We start from the raw sequence: 14,597 nt of genomic DNA, 5'->3' as shown, positions 1-14,597 counted from the left end.
CACGGTTCGGAATCCGCATTTACATGATTTATGCAAGACTGGAGGTGAAGTTTTTACCTACGAGAATTCAATTTACGTTTTTTCGACCAGAAGGGGTTGCCGAGCGATAGGAATTGATCCCCGAAGTGATTGTTCAAGATATTGGCGCCCGCGCAGTAGAAACTGAGGAGCGAAATAACAAGCTCGCTGATCGCGGCGAGCATATGCGTCGCTTCTCGAGCAACCCCGAACGCGCTTAGAGCCAAGCCGACGAACAGAAAATCAATGGCGAGGAATATGAAGAACAGCACTTTCGTGGTACGCAGCGCTCCTATGGTCATAAACGCAGTCAAGATGAGGTACGCCACGAAAGCGGCTCCTGTTTGGCGCGGATCGAACGTTTCGGCCGCATAAGAGCCGAACATGCCGTTGGTCGTCGCCCAGCCGAATGCCATGGCAAGCCAAAACAACCCGTATGCGATAAACGCGGTGCCGCCGAATGCGTTGTTCTTCCTCAAATCGATCAATCCGGCGATAAGCTGAGCGCATCCCCCGAGGAAAATGGCCCACCCCATGACAGCCGCCGTCCCGTCGGTGATGCCGAGTTTTTGAGAACAGGCCACGAGCGTGACTATCGCCAGCCCGAACAACCCTAGAGCGCTCGGATCAGCCCACGAGCCCCGCTCTTCCTTCTTCATCTCCCCCATGCTCGCAACTCCTTTCGATTAATTCCTACTAAAGTGGTAAATTTTGAGCAATGATACCGGCTTGCGGGCAGCCGAGCACGCCGATGCTTCTTCAGCTACCGAACGTACCTGTTTTGTCGGTGATCGTCCTTTCGCGCATGGGCGAAGGCTCAACTGCGACGTCGGAATAAGCCGGGCAAGCAGTACGGCGGCATCCCGATTTGCCAACGAACGTCTGACGAACCGTCCGCGGCTGGCGGTTCCGGCTTCGTCCGCTCGTAGGATGGCTGCGAGGTGATAGATATGAACGTATTGACGTACGGCGAGTGGCGCGACACGTGCGACACCGTGCATATGCTGCTGCAGATGATGGGAAAAGCGAAGCTGCAATCGATGGATCCGCAACCTGAATGGAAGCAAGTGGTGCTCGATGCCGATGCGAACGGCTTCACCACCGGACTGATCCCGTTCGGCGCGGACGGCTTCGAGATTAAACTGAACATCGCGGATGCCGAGATGGCCGCGATGACCGCGGCAGGCGACTGCGCGCGTTTCCCTATCGAAGAGTGCGTCTCGGTGAGCGAGCTGTCCGGCCGTTTCACGGCGATGCTCGAAAACATCGGGCATCCGATAGCCATCAACACCGTCCCGCAGGAAATGCACACCGAGGTTCCGTTCGATCGGCAGAATATCGCGCGCGAGTTCGATGCCGCGGCTGCACGGCGCTGCTTCCGTCAGTTCCTGTTCGCGCGCGCGGCTTTGAGCGGGTTCGCGGCGCCGTTTCGCGGGAAGAAGATCCCGCCTTCGCTGTTCTGGGGCACCTTCGACATGACGACCGTGCTGTTCTCCGGAAAGCCCTGTCCCTTCGAACGCACGGCTTCCATAGTAGAGCGTGTCGCCTTCGACGAGCAGTTCGTGGAATTCGGGTTCTGGCCGGGCGACGATGCTACGAACGATCCTTCCTTCTTCGTACTGGCCTATCCGTTTGTTGAGAAAGGGTCGTCGAGCGATGCGAATGTCGACGAGGCGTTCTTCGATGTCGAGAGCTCCGAGTACTTTCTGCGGCTAAAGGATGCGTTGCGTTACGACGATCCCCAGGCCGCGGTTCGTCGGTTCTGCTCCTCAACGTTCGCGCGCATCATGGAACGGCAGAACTGGGAACGTCGCGACTGGTTCACCGAGCCGTTGCTGAACGGTTAGCCTCCCCTCCTTCTGCAGCGGTCGATGCGACCGTCTTAGAGTTGCTCTAAGACGGTCGCTCGCATTATGCCGTCGCCGATCAGCAAGCCGACAAACCGGGATGGACGCGAGGCTCGCAAGGCCTTATGCTGGAACGACGCATACCAGGAAGGGGAAAACGATGAAACCCATTAAAACGGTCGTGGCGGCTTGCCTTGCCGCGGTCGCGCTGAGCGTCGGAGCCCTATCGCTCGGCGCCTGCGGCCCGAGCGCGGAGGAAGTGGTGCGACAGGGGGTGACCGACGAGCTGGAACGCCTGAAGACCCACGACGAGGCGCTGCTCGACGAGCTGGCGGCCGACAGCGGGGTAGACCAGCTGGCAACCTACGGCATCGATGCCAAGTCGTTCATAGCCGCTTATCTCGACGGATTCGACTATCGCATCGACGAGGTGAAGGTGGACGGCGACAGCGCCACGGCGACCGTGGTGCTTACCTGCAAGAAGTTCGACGCGTTCGCCCAAGCGCTTACGGAGGCTACGACGGCGCTGGCAGAAGATGGGCAGACGGCCGAGCTCGATGCCGACCAGATCAACGAGAAGGTCGGCCAGCTGGTGCTCGAAGCGCTCGGCTCGGTGGAACCGACCGAATCCAACCCGGTGGAATTGCCGTTCACGCGCACGGACAACGCATGGGGGCCGGCGAGCGGAGCCGAGCAGGCGCTGTCTACCGCGCTGTTCTCAGGCTAGAGTCCGCGTCATCTGCGGCGGTTACGTTTAGGATACTGCACGGTAACCGATATGAACGCTTTGGTGCGTTCGGTCTGCGGAATGGTATCGTGTGCGCCATGGATACCGTAGGCTCTTTGCAAGGAGGAATCATGGGGTACGTGGTTTCCCTGCTATGCTTCCTAGGCGTGTTGGGATGCGTTTCGCTCGTCCGACGTCTTGCATAACGGGATACGAACGAGAAGGGCCGGCATATGCCGGCCCTTCCTCCGTCTTGGAGCCGCAAGGAAACGGAGGCTTGCATGAAGCGCAGGAAGAGCGTGCTCATCGCATTCGGCACGCGCCCGGAAGCGGTTAAGATGGCGCCGGTTTTGAACGCGCTCGAAGCCGACAAGGCGTTCGAGGTCGAGGCGCTCTCGACGGCTCAGCACCGCGAGATGCTCGACCAGACGGCGGCTGCGTTCGACTTGCGCATCGATCATGACCTGAACCTCATGCGCGACCGTCAGACGCTCGACGGGCTCACGGCGCGCATTCTGACGGTCGCGACCCCCGTGCTGGAGCTCGCGGCGCCCGACGCAGTGCTCGTGCACGGCGACACCACCACTGCTCTCGCGCTGGCGCTCGCGTCGTTCTACCGACAGATCCCCGTGGGGCACGTGGAGGCGGGCCTGCGATCGGGAAACCGGTACTCCCCCTTTCCCGAGGAGATGAACCGTCGTCTTATCTCAAGCCTCTCCACCTGGCACTACGCCCCCACCGAAGGCAACCGAGCAAACCTCCTCGCGCAAGGCGTCGATCCGGATAGCATCCGGGTAACGGGCAACACCGTCATCGACGCGCTCCTTGAAACGGTAAGCTCTTCCTACCGCTTCGAGGAGCCGGCTCTCGAAGCGGTCGATTTCGACGGATTGCGCGTCTTAGGGTTGACGTGCCATCGGCGCGAGAACCTGGGCGAACCGATGGAGCGCATGTTCGCTGCAGTACGCGACACGGCAGACGCCCACGCTGACGTGCGCGTGGTGTACCCCGTGCACAAGAACCCCGCCGTGCGCGCGATAGCCGAGAGGGCGCTGGGCGGGCATCCGCGCATCACCCTCGTCGAACCGCTCGGATACGCCGATTTCTCCAACTTCATGGCACGATGCGCCTTCATGCTGACGGATTCGGGCGGCGTGCAGGAGGAAGCACCGGCCCTCGACGTGCCCGTGCTCGTGCTGCGCGACGATACCGAGCGTCCCGAAGCGCTTGAAGCGGGCTGCGCCGCCCTGGTCGGCACGACGTACGAAGGCGTGCGCGCATCGTGCGAGGCGCTGTTGGGCGATGCGGCGCTGTACGCGCGCATGGCGGCCGCTCCCGACCCCTACGGAGACGGACATGCGGCCGAGCGCATATGCAGCGCACTCCATGACGCCCTCGACTAGGAGAAACGCGACACGGCGAGGCCCATCTCGCAAGCGATGTCGTCGACCGAGCGGCCGAGATGCAGCGCGTAAGCCAGCGCCATGCCCGCCTGTGGCAGCTCTACGCTCGTCTCCTCCAGAAGCGTCGCCGCCCCGGCAGGTTGCGGAGCTTCCGCCGCGTTGTCGAACGCGAGAGCGCCTTCGAACGCTTCGAGCAGGTCGGCTGTGCTGGAGAACAGGAAGAACGTCGGTTCGCCCAGCAGAAACGCCAGTTCGTCTCGCTCCGCGCACGAAAGGTCGTCGTCCACGGCGACGATCCATCCTTTTTCGCTCTCGACCAGCGGCAGCGCGGCGAACCGATCCGCCGCGGCGAACGGCATGCGATCCATCAGCTCCAGAAGCACGAGGTCGGGCTGTGCGCGCACGTGCATCGACTGCTGCTGCAAGGCGTAAGCCTGCGTGAGGTGCCTCTCTTCGACCAATCCCTGCCTCAGCAGCTCCTGCCCCAACCGCACGCCGCGCGCACGCGCCGATCCCACGGCGTCTTCCAGATGCCCTGGCTCCACGAAACCCCTCTCCAGCAGCGCGTCGCCCAGAAGGCGCCGATAGCGTTCGAGCACCGAAGCGGGGAGAAATTCGTGGTCGGTCTTGTTCCATGCGGGACCTTCCTGCGCAGACGTCGCATTCGAGGTTTGCGCGTCGTCTCCGTCCGTTGCAGGCTTTCCTTCGCCCTCCTCCTCTGCCGCGTTGCCCCGATGCTCGACGACCGGCGCGGCGGCCGCCTTGGCCTCTCGTCCGCGCAGCAGCACGTAGGCGATCTTCTGCCGCCATGCGCGAAACGTCGCGCACATGTTGATGAGGTTGCCCCACAGAAGCCTGAGCGGGAACAGCGGCGGCAGCAGGATGGAGAACGCCATCGTCTTCCAGCCGTACACGTTCGCAAGCGCGCGTCCGCGAAGCACCTGCCGTTCCACCATCATGAACAGCAGAAACACGCACATCCACCACGAAGGGCTGTGCAAGGGGTACATGACGGGCAGCTCCAGCTGCGGCGCGAACGTCTGCACGAGGAAGTACGCGAGCACGGCGTAGCCCGGCAGCAGCACGAAGTTCGCGAACTTCGCCTTGAGGTCCTTGTACAGAAACGTGCGCTCGGCGAACGTAAGCTCGCTTTTGCCGAACACATCGGCCATGCTCGCGCTCTGCATCGTGATGCCGTACACCCATCGCGCTTTCTGCCGCACCGCCGCCTTGAACGTCGACGGGAACAGCGAGCGCGTGGCGATGTAGTCCCACACGGTGCGCCCGCGCGCGTCGACGCGCGGCACCTTCTCAAGCACGTAGTGCACGCGGAAGCCGCGCATGCGCAAGGTGAGCGACAGCTTGTAATCCTCGGTCAGGCTGTTGCGCGGCAGCAGTTCCTCGTCGCGAAACGCGTCGAGGACGCGCCGGCCGATGGCGAAGCCCGTGCCCGCCGAAGGAACGAAGCCCAGCTCGTCGCGCATGACCATGGTGCGGAAGTGGTGCTCGGCGAACTCGTCGGCGTAGGTGGACGAGGTCAACGTCTTGAAGAACAGCCGCAGCCGCGGCATGCGCTGCAGCGGGAACACGGGGAACTGGAGGGCGTCGTAGTCGTCGATCAAGTAGTTCGTCATCTTGAACTCGTTGGGGTGCACCACGTCCTCCGCGTCATGGATGGTGACGCTCGCGAAGCGCACGTCGCGCTCGGCCTCGTATTCCCGGATGGCCCGCACGGTATGGTTGATGTTGGCGGCCTTCGACGTGGGTCCGGGATCGTCTCCCACCACGCACACCACGGTGCCTCCATGGCGCGCCTCGAGCGCGCGAGCCACGGCCACGGTAGCCGCATCGTTGGGATAGACGCCCAAAAACACCCGGTACAGCGAGCGCGGGTACTGCGCGGAGGCCACGAGGTTGTCCACCACTTCGCCCAGCACGGCGTCCTCGTGCCAGGCGGCGATGACCACGGCCAGCATCTTCGGCGGCTTCTCGTTGATGAGCGACAGCTTCACGCGCTTCTTGCCCGTGCCGCGAAACAGCGCGAACACGTCCCACAGCACGTCGTCCGCGCCGAACACGATGAACGCGAGCGCAACGAAGAAGCCGATCCAATAGACGACCTGCTCGTCCATGCCCGCTTCCGCCTCCTTTCCTCGCCTCAGCTCATCTGCCAGCTTGCCCGCGTGAAAACGCCATCGTTGCAGTTCGTCCTCGGTCGATCTCCGAAGCGAGGCAGACGGCAAGCCCGCGCTACGATGCCGAGAAGCATCCGCGAGGAAGGAGCAGGTCATGGCCGGTAGGAAAGGCGCAATCGCGTTCGGTCTCGTGTACATCCCGGTGGAGCTGTTCACGGCGACGCAGGATGACGCCGTACGGTTCAACCAACTTGCCAAAGATAGCATGAAGCGCGTGCGATACGTGAAGACGTGCCCTGACTGTAAACGAGAGCTGAAACCGGAAGACATCGTGAAAGGCTACCAGTACGAGAAGGGCAAGTACGTAGTGGTGGACGACGAGGAGCTGGACGCCATCAAGACCGATGCCGATCGCGCTATGAAGATCGTGCAGTTCTCCGACATCGACGAGGTGCCGCCTCTCTACTTCGAGAAGCCCTACCAGGTGGTAGCCCAGCCCGGCGGCGAGAAGGCGCTCGAACTGCTTCGACGAGCCATGGTGGACGAAGGCAAGATCGCCATCGGCACGACGGTGCTGGGCAATTCGGAAACGCCCATCGCGCTCATCCCCCACGACGATGACCTGGTCATGATGACGCTGCACTATCAGAGCGAGGTTAAGGACATCCCCAAGACGCTCCAGCACCCCGACGTGGCCGACGAGGAGCTGTCCATGGCGAAGCAGCTGGTGGAGAGCATGACTGCGCCGTTCGATCCGAGCCGCTTCCGCAACACGTACCAGGAGAAGCTCATGCAGCTCATCCAGGACAAGATAGCCGGCAAGCAGATCGTGGCCGAAAGCCAAGAAGCCCAGCCGTCGAACATCATCAATCTCATGGACGCCCTGTCGGCCAGCCTCAAGGCGCGCGACGGCAAGGACGGCGGGCCGAAGAAGCCCGCTCCGGCGAAGAAACCCGCGCGCAAGCGGGCGTCGGCCTAGAGGCTCGCGACGGGAGAGGCCTCTTCGGCAACGCTTTCAGTCTGACGACGATTCGGGCCAGGTCTTCTCCACGAGCCAAACCGAACCGATGCCGACCGCGATGCCGATGACGGCGCCCGCCAGGATATCGGAGGGATAGTGCACGTACAGGTAGAGGCGCGAGAAGGCGATGAGGCATGCGACGGCCACGGCCGAGACCTTGAGCGCCAGCACGCCTCTGCCCTTCCCCGGCAGACAGCACAGCGCCGCGGCAGCGGCGAACGACACCATGGAGTGGTTCGAGGGGAACGAATCGCCCGACGGCGGCGGGATGAGCAGACCGGCGAACTCGTAGGCGACGAACGGCCGTGCGCGCCCGAACAGCGGCTTCAGCACGAACATGCCGAGGATCGCGGTCGCGACGACGGCCAGGAGCACGGCTACGCCCCACCTGCGGTACCTCGGCTGCGCGACGAGCACGGCGCCGGCGACGAGCCACACGAGGGCGAGGTCTCCCAGATGCGTGGCCAGCAGCATGATCTGGTCGAGCAGCGGCGTGCGCAGATGCTGCTGGATGGCGTCGAGAACGGCGATATCCACGCGAGGCTCCTACGAGCGGGGCGCGCCGGAGTCCAACCACGCGAGAAGCCCCGCGCAACCGGCCAGCACGTCGTCGTACGTGACGTCGAAATCGCCTGTGTACCAAGGATCGGCCACGTCACGCGCGGAATCGGCGAACTCGAGCAGCTTGAAGCAGCGGCCATCCGCAGCCCGTCCCAGCTGGCGACGCATATCGCGCATGTTCGCCTCGTCCATGCCTACGAACAGGTCCCATTCGTCAGCATCGGCGCGGCGCAGGCGACGGGCGGTCTTGCCGGAGCAATCGATGCCCTGCGCTTCCAGCACGGCGCGGGTGCCGTGATGCACGGGGCTTCCGATCTCGTCGTCGTGCGTGGCTGCCGACCCGATGACGAAGGCGTCGGCCATGCCTCGGCGCGAGACGAGATCCTTCATCACGAACTCAGCCATGGTTGAGCGGCATATGTTGCCGTGGCACACGAATAGGATGCGATGCGGCGCGCTCATCGGCTCTCCCCCTCCTCGGGTTCGAGGACTTCGAGGTAGCGTTCGTACAGCTCGGGCACGGCGCGCTTCAGGCTGACCGGCTTGAACGTTTCGGCATCAACGAGGCAATGGGTGCTCCGTCCCGTGCAGCAGGGCTTCTCGACGTCGAGATCCTGGCCTTCCCGGAACACCTCGTAGGCGTATACGGTCTTCGTCGGGCGCGAGGACACTACGCGCGTGCGCACGACGGCCGTGTCGCCGTAACGCAAAGGCGCGCCGTAGTCGCATTCGAAATGCGTGACGGGCGACAGGTAGCCCGCCTGCTCGATATGGTCGTACGGAAACCCGATAGCCTCGAGGAACCGCGTGCGCGCATCCTCGAAGTACAGCAGATAGTTGGCATGGTAGACGATGCCCATCATGTCGGTCTCCGCATAGCGTATGGTGATTGGCGTGCAAACCCGCATGGCTTCGCTGTCCGTCCTTTGCAATCGGCTACAATGTTCGCATGAGGAATATCGTAACGTATATGGCCGAAGAGCAGCGCACCTTCGCGGAATCACCGTTTAACCCCGTCGACTCGCTTGTGTTCGCGACGCTCGCGTACTTCAACTACGAGGTGGCGCCCGGCGTCGACCTCGCTTCCCCCGACGGCGTCCTGCTGCACGACGTGGTGATGCTGTCCGATTGGGAAGCGCTCACCGCGCACAGCTGGATGGAGGACGCGAAGGACACCGAGGCGTTTCTGCACGTCCTGTCGGCAAGCCGCCGCATGCGCGACGTGCGCGCCTCGTTCTATGCCAACGAGCGATCGGAGATCGTGGAAAAGCAATTCTCCGCCGTCACGCTGACGTTCCCCGCCGCCGACGGCGAGGTCGCCTACCTCGCGTATCGCGGCACCGACGGCAGTTTCGCCGGTTGGAAGGAAGACTTCAACCTCTGCTTCAAGGAAGTGATCCCTTCCCAATGCACGGCGGCGGCGTACCTGTCGGGCGTGGCGTCGGCGCTCGCCTGCCCGCTCATCGTCGGCGGGCACTCCAAGGGCGGCAACCTCGCCGAGTATGCTGCGCTCGTAGCCGACGAGAGCGCCTTCGAGCGCTTGCGCGGCGTGTTCAACCACGACGGGCCGTCGTTTCTGGACGATCCTTCGCCGCGCATCGACGACGATCGATTCCACGCCCTGCTGCACAAGACCGTGCCCGAGTCGTCGGCGTTCGGCATGATCCTCGAGCGCCGCGCCGACTACCGCGTGGTGCGATCCTCGGCTATGTCGGTGTTCCAGCACGAGCCTTTCACCTGGTTGACCGAAGACGACGACTTCGTGTACCAGGAGGCGCTCAACCCCTCCGCCGTATTTTTCGACGAGGCGCTTGACGCGTGGCTGCGCAGCAAAGCTCCCGACGAGCGCGAGCGCTTCATCGACACCATCTACGAGCTGTTCGCCTCCACCGAGGCCGGAACCTGGAGCGAGTTCCAAACCAAGCTGTTCGCGAACACGAGGCAGCTTTTAGGCGCGCGCTCGAAGCTGGACGCGGAGACGAAGAGCTTCATCTGGCAGACGCTGGGCTCGCTCGGAGGCATACTCAAGGACGAGACCGTCAAGCGCTTCAAGCCCGCCCCGCCCACCTGGCTTCCCCGACGCCGCGAAACGTACGACCCCGAGAAAGGAACCGAAGCATGACCGCTAGCGCGTACGGACGACTGACCCCCCGCATGGCCTGGCAGCTGGCCGCGCCGCATACCTGGCCGGCCGCCATCCTGCCCGTGCTCGTCGCCGCCGCGGCGGCGGCCGTCACCTCCTTCAGCATCTCGGCGACCATGGTATGCGTGCTGCTGGTCATCTGCGTGCTCATGCAGTCGGCGGTGAACACGTTCAACGACTACTACGATTACGTGAAGGGCGCCGACTCGGCCGACGACAACGTCGACCCGACCGACGCGGTGCTGGTGTACAACAACGTGAACCCGCGCGCGGCGCTGGCTCTGGCCGTCGGGTTCCTCGCGGCGGCGTTTCTGCTGGGGGCGTACGTGATCTGGATCGCCGGATGGATCCCGCTCGCCATCGGCGCGGCGGGCGCCGTCGTCGTGGTGCTGTACTCGGCGGGCAAGACGCCCATCTCGTACCTGCCCATCGGCGAGCTGGTCAGCGGGTTCGTGATGGGCGGGCTCATTCCGCTGGCGTGCTACCAGGCGCTTTCCGGCACGTTCGACCTCCGTGCGCTCTTGTGGGCCGTGCCCACCATCCTGGGCGTGGGGCTCATCATGTTCACGAACAACACGTGCGACGTTGAGAAGGACGTGGAATCGGGACGCCGCACGCTGTCGGTGCTGCTGGGGCGCGAGCGGGCGCGCAAGCTGTACCACGGCGTCGTGTACGCCTGGGTGGCCGCCATCGTCGTGCTCGTGGCTGCGTTCTTCACGAACGGGCTTCTGGTGATGCCGTTCATGCTGCTGGCAAGCTACCCCCTGCTCAAGGCGCTGCTGGGCAACCCGTTGGCGCCGCAGGCCCGCATCGGCGCCATGGCGCAGGTGTGTAGCGCGAACATCGCATTGGGCGCGTTCTACGCGGCGGCCATCCTGGCAAGCGGCATCGCGGTCGCGCTCTAGCGGAAGGAACGGGATCCCATGGAAGCGACCGTCGCGGCGGGGCTGTAGCGACTCGGGCCGATCTACCTCGCTCGAAGCACGACGACGCGAGCTCCCGAAACATCGTGCTCGCACGACGCACCGTGCGAGAGACCCTTCCGCTTTCGGGACATCTCGCGTCACGTGGTGGTCGGAAGGGCCGTGCATGCCGTATACTTCCAAGGACGTGAAAACGACGAGGCGGGAGACGCCGCCCGGGGCTGCGGCTACGATGCGGCAACGGCGACGGACGCCGCTTGCGAGGAACAAAGGAGAATGCGGATGGAGATCGCTCGTTTGGTTCTAGGCGTGTTGCTGCTGGTCGCGTTCGCGCTGCTGACGGTGCAGCTGTACAACGGGCGCTGGCTGTTCCTCATCGCCAAGCCCGAGAAGACGAAGAAGGGCACGTTCTTCCCCGAAGGAACCGCTAATACGGGAAAGCGCGCGGCATGGGTGATGGTCGCCTGCTTCGCCGTGACGGCCACGCTCATGGCCTACGAGATGAGCAAGATGACCGGCGTGCCGGCGTTCGCGCAAACCTCCTCCATCCTCAACAACATAGCGCTGGTGGCGTTCTGCCTGAGCCTGCTTTGGACGCTGTTCGCGGGTCGCGACGAGCAGAACTATCGGGATCGCTTCAAGAAGGACGGCGTGCGCCTGCTCGTCTTGCTGCTGGGAGCCTGCGCCGTCATGACCGCGCTCTCGATTCTGTTCGTCTGATCAGCGCTCCTGCGTACGTTCGGTGGCGCGGTCGACGAGGTCGATGAGCTCTTGGCGCGAATGGATATCCAGCTTCGCGTACACGTTGCGGGTGTGGGTTCGCACGGTATTCCACGACACCTGAAGGCGCTTGGCTGCGGCGCCGGCATCGTAGCCCATGGCAAGGCAGCGCAGCACGTCCTTCTCGCGTCGCGACAGCCCCGCCTGATCGGCTAGCGCATCGATGGCCAGCCCGAAGCGCCCCTTTTTGTTCGTATGCGCGTCAGCGTCGTCGGGGCGCATACCGGGCAGCTCGTCGCCCAGCAGGTCGTCGAGCGAGGCCTCCCCCTCCCCTTCGGGCTTGAACAGACGATCGAACTCCTTCTCCGAGAACAGCACGAACGCGCAGGCCAGCACTGCGAACGCCAGCACGAGGTACAGCACGATCGAGTTGCCCGTGGCTGCTATCTGCGGAAACACGTGCACGCCCGCCAGCCATCCTGCTCCCGACCCCGCCATGAACGCTCCATAACCGAAGCCGAACACGAGTACGGCCGAGATGTGGCGTTGGTACACCACGAACGCGAGGATGCACCACAGCACGAATTCGAAGACCGCCGAGAGGAACGTGACGAGCGCGCTCCATCCAAGGTGCGTGACGCCAACGATGGGACAGAACGCGATGAGCGCTACGACGGCGGCCATGATGACGGAGTAGATCTTTCCGAAATCGAACCGCTCGCCCTCCACGCCGATGGCGGCCGCTGCGAAGACGAGCGCCATCGCCATGCGCAGCAGCATGACCAGGCGCGTGTTGTCCAACGTGACGTCGATCGGCGACACCTCGACGAGCATCGAGCGCAGGGCAACCACGACGAACGAGAACGCGAACGTGACGGCTGCCAGCTTCCAGAACGAGCGCGGGAAGCGGGAGCGGCTCTCGGCGCGCTCCGCCTTCTCGCCCGACGGTGCGATGAACGACAGCGCGGCGGCTCCGGCTGCCGCAAGCGGCATGCCCACGAAGGCGAGGATGCCCGCGAGCGACGGCCCGCCGGGCACGGGCTGCCACGAGGGCGATCCGATGACGGTGAAGTAGATGACTGCGATCGCCACGTGCGACAGCGCCGTGTACAGGATGGCCTTGCGCGGCGCGATGGCGCCGTAGAGCTGCCCGCACTTCAAGCCGACGACGGCCGTGCCCAGCCCCGTGCAGGCGCTGGCGATGTAGAAAAGAGCGGTGATCAGGTCGTACGGAAGCACCTTCGTGAGGTAGTACGGCCCGATGAGGACGATGACGAGGCAGCCGAGCGAAGCGAACGCGCCGCCGGCGATCACCACGGCGGGGCGTTCGAGCAGCTGCCGTATGCGAGCCGCCCGAAAGGTGGACGCCAAGAGCACGATGCCGAACGTCAGCGTGGACACGATGTACATCGTTGATATGTTGGCGCCGTTCATCTCCGTGTCGGAGAGCCATGCCGTGCCGCTGTAGGCGATGTAGGCCCATGCCAGCCAGACGCCCAACGCCAAAAACGGCAGCGACGGGTACGCCTTGACGAGCTTTTCGAAAAATCCCTTCATGAAGCCGTCGACTCCCCCTCCCGAAACGGACGACAGCCCGAACCGCGCGCTTCCCCTCGAGCGTCAGACGGCTTCGCGGATACGGCGATCCTTCGCCGCGCGGACGAGCCGCAAAACGACGTATGCCGCGAACACGATCGAGTATACCGCAACGCTTGTCGTCGCCGCAACGCCGCCATGCAGCGCCGAAGGGGCCAGCATCAGCAGTAGGTGCACGTACGTGAGCAGGAAGAACGGATAGGCGAGCTTCTGCACCTTCTTCCAGGTTTCGGTGCGCATGCGCCTCTTCACCAGGTTGAACGACGTGACGCCCAGCACGGCCAGCAGCGCCAGCAGCACGACGGCCACCGCGAACGAGGCGACCACGTTGCCGTTCGTCGCCCCGCCCGTCGCGATCCGCGGCAGGTACGTGGCCCCGTACACGGCCACGTGGCCGAGCGACAGGAGCCAGGCGACGATGGACAGCTCGGCGCGCACGGGCTTGAGCCACATGCACGCGCGCGATCCGCGATCCAGCACGCCGATGTACATCACCACGACGAACAGAGCCAGCGGCAGCAGGCATTTCTGGATAAGGACGAAGAACACGCTCCACACCTCGCGCGGCATGCCCCAGAACGTCCCCGCCACGAAGGCGACGTCCACGAGCAGGGCCGCCGCATAGAACGCCATCGGGCAGGCTTTGAGGGGGTTGCGCAGCGCGAAGCAGGCGGCAACCGTGCATGCGAGCACCAGCGCGAACGTCATAGCCTCTCCAACTCCTCCGCCATATCGGCCAGCACCTCGGCGTCGAACAGGAAGAAGCCCTTGCTCATCTTCAGCACGCCGCGGTAGAAACGCGTTTTCACCAAGCGCAGCGCCAGCTCCTCGAAGTCGTCGAACCACGACAGGATATGGTCGTGCAGCACGTGCTGCGAAAGGCGCACTTGCTCGAGCGCGCATTCCGCATCGTTCGCCTCGAGCGAGCGCACGGCCCGCCTCGCCAGGAGAGCCTGGAACTCGCAGAGGTACGACAGGTGGTCGTCGGGGAAGTCGTAGCCGGGGCTTTTCCGCACGCTGTTCTGGCGGTACAGGCGGTACACCTCGTGGTAGGAGTCCTGGAACAGCAGGCCTTCCTCGCTCGTGAACACCGACTCGTAGGGCGTGGCGTAGCGGCCTTTCCACGACGACGTCCCGGCGAAGGCGCCCGTGAAGTCCACTGCCAGCTCCTGGCGCGTGCCGGAGTGCCGCTTCGACAGCGCGCGCTCCATGTCGTGCAGGCCCTCCGCCATGAGCTCTCCCGCGCCGGCGAATGCCGCAAGGCCTCCCTCGGCGATGCGGTCGATCTGCTCTTGGGCGAGCGGCTTGTAGTACAGCGCCGCCACCACGTCGTAGAACGCTGCGCGGCCCTCGAGCGCCGACACGAGGCCCGCGCAGGTCTGCGTCTCCATCATCGTGACTCCCCTTTCTCGTTGCTTCTCGACCCCTGGCTTGGACGCGCCGCCGCGTCCCGGCAGGCCTTGGGAGGGGTTCGGCCTGCCGGGACGGGTTGCAGCGCGCGGG

General features: G+C 64.2%; 15 protein-coding genes. 7 read left to right on the top strand and 8 right to left on the bottom strand.

The window, feature by feature from the left end:
• Positions 1–53: 53 nt before the first annotated feature.
• On the bottom strand, positions 54–686 hold the full coding sequence (locus GT613_RS13055) for an acetate uptake transporter family protein (protein WP_161172663.1): 633 nt from the start codon (positions 684–686) through the stop codon (positions 54–56).
• A 282-nt stretch (positions 687–968) separates the two neighbouring features.
• Between GT613_RS13055 and GT613_RS13050 the strand changes: the two genes are divergently transcribed.
• The 3 genes from GT613_RS13050 to wecB all read left to right on the top strand — a co-directional run bounded on the left by GT613_RS13050 (position 969) and on the right by wecB (position 3,995).
• Positions 969–1,865: a DUF5996 family protein gene (locus tag GT613_RS13050; RefSeq protein ID WP_035577132.1), complete on the top strand. Its 897-nt coding sequence runs from the start codon at positions 969–971 to the stop codon at positions 1,863–1,865.
• Positions 1,866–2,025: 160 nt separating this feature from the next.
• Positions 2,026–2,592: a hypothetical protein gene (locus GT613_RS13045; protein ID WP_161172662.1), complete on the top strand. Its 567-nt coding sequence runs from the start codon at positions 2,026–2,028 to the stop codon at positions 2,590–2,592.
• Positions 2,593–2,873: 281 nt separating this feature from the next.
• Positions 2,874–3,995 (top strand): non-hydrolyzing UDP-N-acetylglucosamine 2-epimerase, encoded by a 1,122-nt coding sequence (gene wecB, locus GT613_RS13040; RefSeq protein WP_009608691.1) that lies wholly within the window; start codon positions 2,874–2,876, stop codon positions 3,993–3,995.
• On the opposite strand, the gene GT613_RS13035 is transcribed toward wecB, so the two are convergent.
• Positions 3,992–6,127, bottom strand: coding sequence for a phage adsorption protein NrfB (locus GT613_RS13035; RefSeq protein ID WP_009608639.1), 2,136 nt, complete (start codon positions 6,125–6,127; stop codon positions 3,992–3,994). The two genes, wecB and GT613_RS13035, sit on opposite strands and share 4 nt — an antisense overlap.
• Positions 6,128–6,284: 157 nt before the next feature.
• Between GT613_RS13035 and GT613_RS13030 the strand changes: the two genes are divergently transcribed.
• Positions 6,285–7,109 (top strand): Ku protein, encoded by an 825-nt coding sequence (locus GT613_RS13030; protein ID WP_009307007.1) that lies wholly within the window; start codon positions 6,285–6,287, stop codon positions 7,107–7,109.
• Positions 7,110–7,145: 36 nt separating this feature from the next.
• Here the strand turns inward: GT613_RS13030 and GT613_RS13025 are convergent, their stop codons facing one another.
• From GT613_RS13025 to GT613_RS13015, 3 genes are read right to left on the bottom strand one after another with little or no spacing between them, the layout of a single operon-like run.
• The gene (locus GT613_RS13025) at positions 7,146–7,688 is read right to left on the bottom strand and encodes a phosphatase PAP2 family protein (protein ID WP_009307006.1); all 543 of its coding nucleotides are present in this window, start codon (positions 7,686–7,688) and stop codon (positions 7,146–7,148) included.
• A gap of 9 nt (positions 7,689–7,697) precedes the next feature.
• Positions 7,698–8,174 (bottom strand): low molecular weight protein-tyrosine-phosphatase, encoded by a 477-nt coding sequence (locus GT613_RS13020; RefSeq protein ID WP_009608582.1) that lies wholly within the window; start codon positions 8,172–8,174, stop codon positions 7,698–7,700.
• Positions 8,171–8,620, bottom strand: a complete 450-nt coding sequence (locus GT613_RS13015; RefSeq protein WP_009307004.1) for a thioesterase family protein — start codon at positions 8,618–8,620, stop codon at positions 8,171–8,173. The genes GT613_RS13020 and GT613_RS13015 overlap by 4 nt, the downstream gene beginning before the upstream one ends.
• Positions 8,621–8,661: 41 nt before the next feature.
• Here GT613_RS13015 and GT613_RS13010 point away from each other — a divergent pair, with 41 nt between their 5' ends.
• The 3 genes from GT613_RS13010 (at position 8,662) to GT613_RS13000 (ending at position 11,498) form a co-directional block, all read left to right on the top strand.
• The gene (locus GT613_RS13010) at positions 8,662–9,834 is read left to right on the top strand and encodes an Mbeg1-like protein (protein ID WP_009608584.1); all 1,173 of its coding nucleotides are present in this window, start codon (positions 8,662–8,664) and stop codon (positions 9,832–9,834) included.
• Entirely contained in the window at positions 9,831–10,760 is a 930-nt protein-coding gene (locus GT613_RS13005) for a prenyltransferase (protein WP_015760655.1), read from the top strand. The genes GT613_RS13010 and GT613_RS13005 overlap by 4 nt, the downstream gene beginning before the upstream one ends.
• A 300-nt stretch (positions 10,761–11,060) precedes the next feature.
• On the top strand, positions 11,061–11,498 hold the full coding sequence (locus tag GT613_RS13000) for a hypothetical protein (RefSeq protein WP_021409074.1): 438 nt from the start codon (positions 11,061–11,063) through the stop codon (positions 11,496–11,498).
• On the opposite strand, the gene GT613_RS12995 is transcribed toward GT613_RS13000, so the two are convergent.
• The 3 genes from GT613_RS12995 to GT613_RS12985 form a co-directional block, all read right to left on the bottom strand.
• On the bottom strand, positions 11,499–13,055 hold the full coding sequence (locus tag GT613_RS12995; RefSeq protein ID WP_161172661.1) for a helix-turn-helix transcriptional regulator: 1,557 nt from the start codon (positions 13,053–13,055) through the stop codon (positions 11,499–11,501). It lies immediately after the preceding gene.
• 63 nt (positions 13,056–13,118) lie between these two features.
• Positions 13,119–13,802, bottom strand: a complete 684-nt coding sequence (locus GT613_RS12990; protein ID WP_161172660.1) for a ferric reductase-like transmembrane domain-containing protein — start codon at positions 13,800–13,802, stop codon at positions 13,119–13,121.
• On the bottom strand, positions 13,799–14,488 hold the full coding sequence (locus GT613_RS12985) for a molecular chaperone (protein WP_114527090.1): 690 nt from the start codon (positions 14,486–14,488) through the stop codon (positions 13,799–13,801). The genes GT613_RS12990 and GT613_RS12985 overlap by 4 nt, the downstream gene beginning before the upstream one ends.
• Between the last annotated feature and the right edge of the window lie 109 nt (positions 14,489–14,597).

The organism is Eggerthella sp. BIOML-A4 (assembly GCF_009875575.1).
In the GTDB taxonomy this organism is placed as follows: Bacteria; Actinomycetota; Coriobacteriia; order Coriobacteriales; family Eggerthellaceae; genus Eggerthella; species Eggerthella lenta.
Note: the sequence above shows the minus strand (reverse complement) of the source record. Positions and strands in the feature narration are given on the sequence as shown.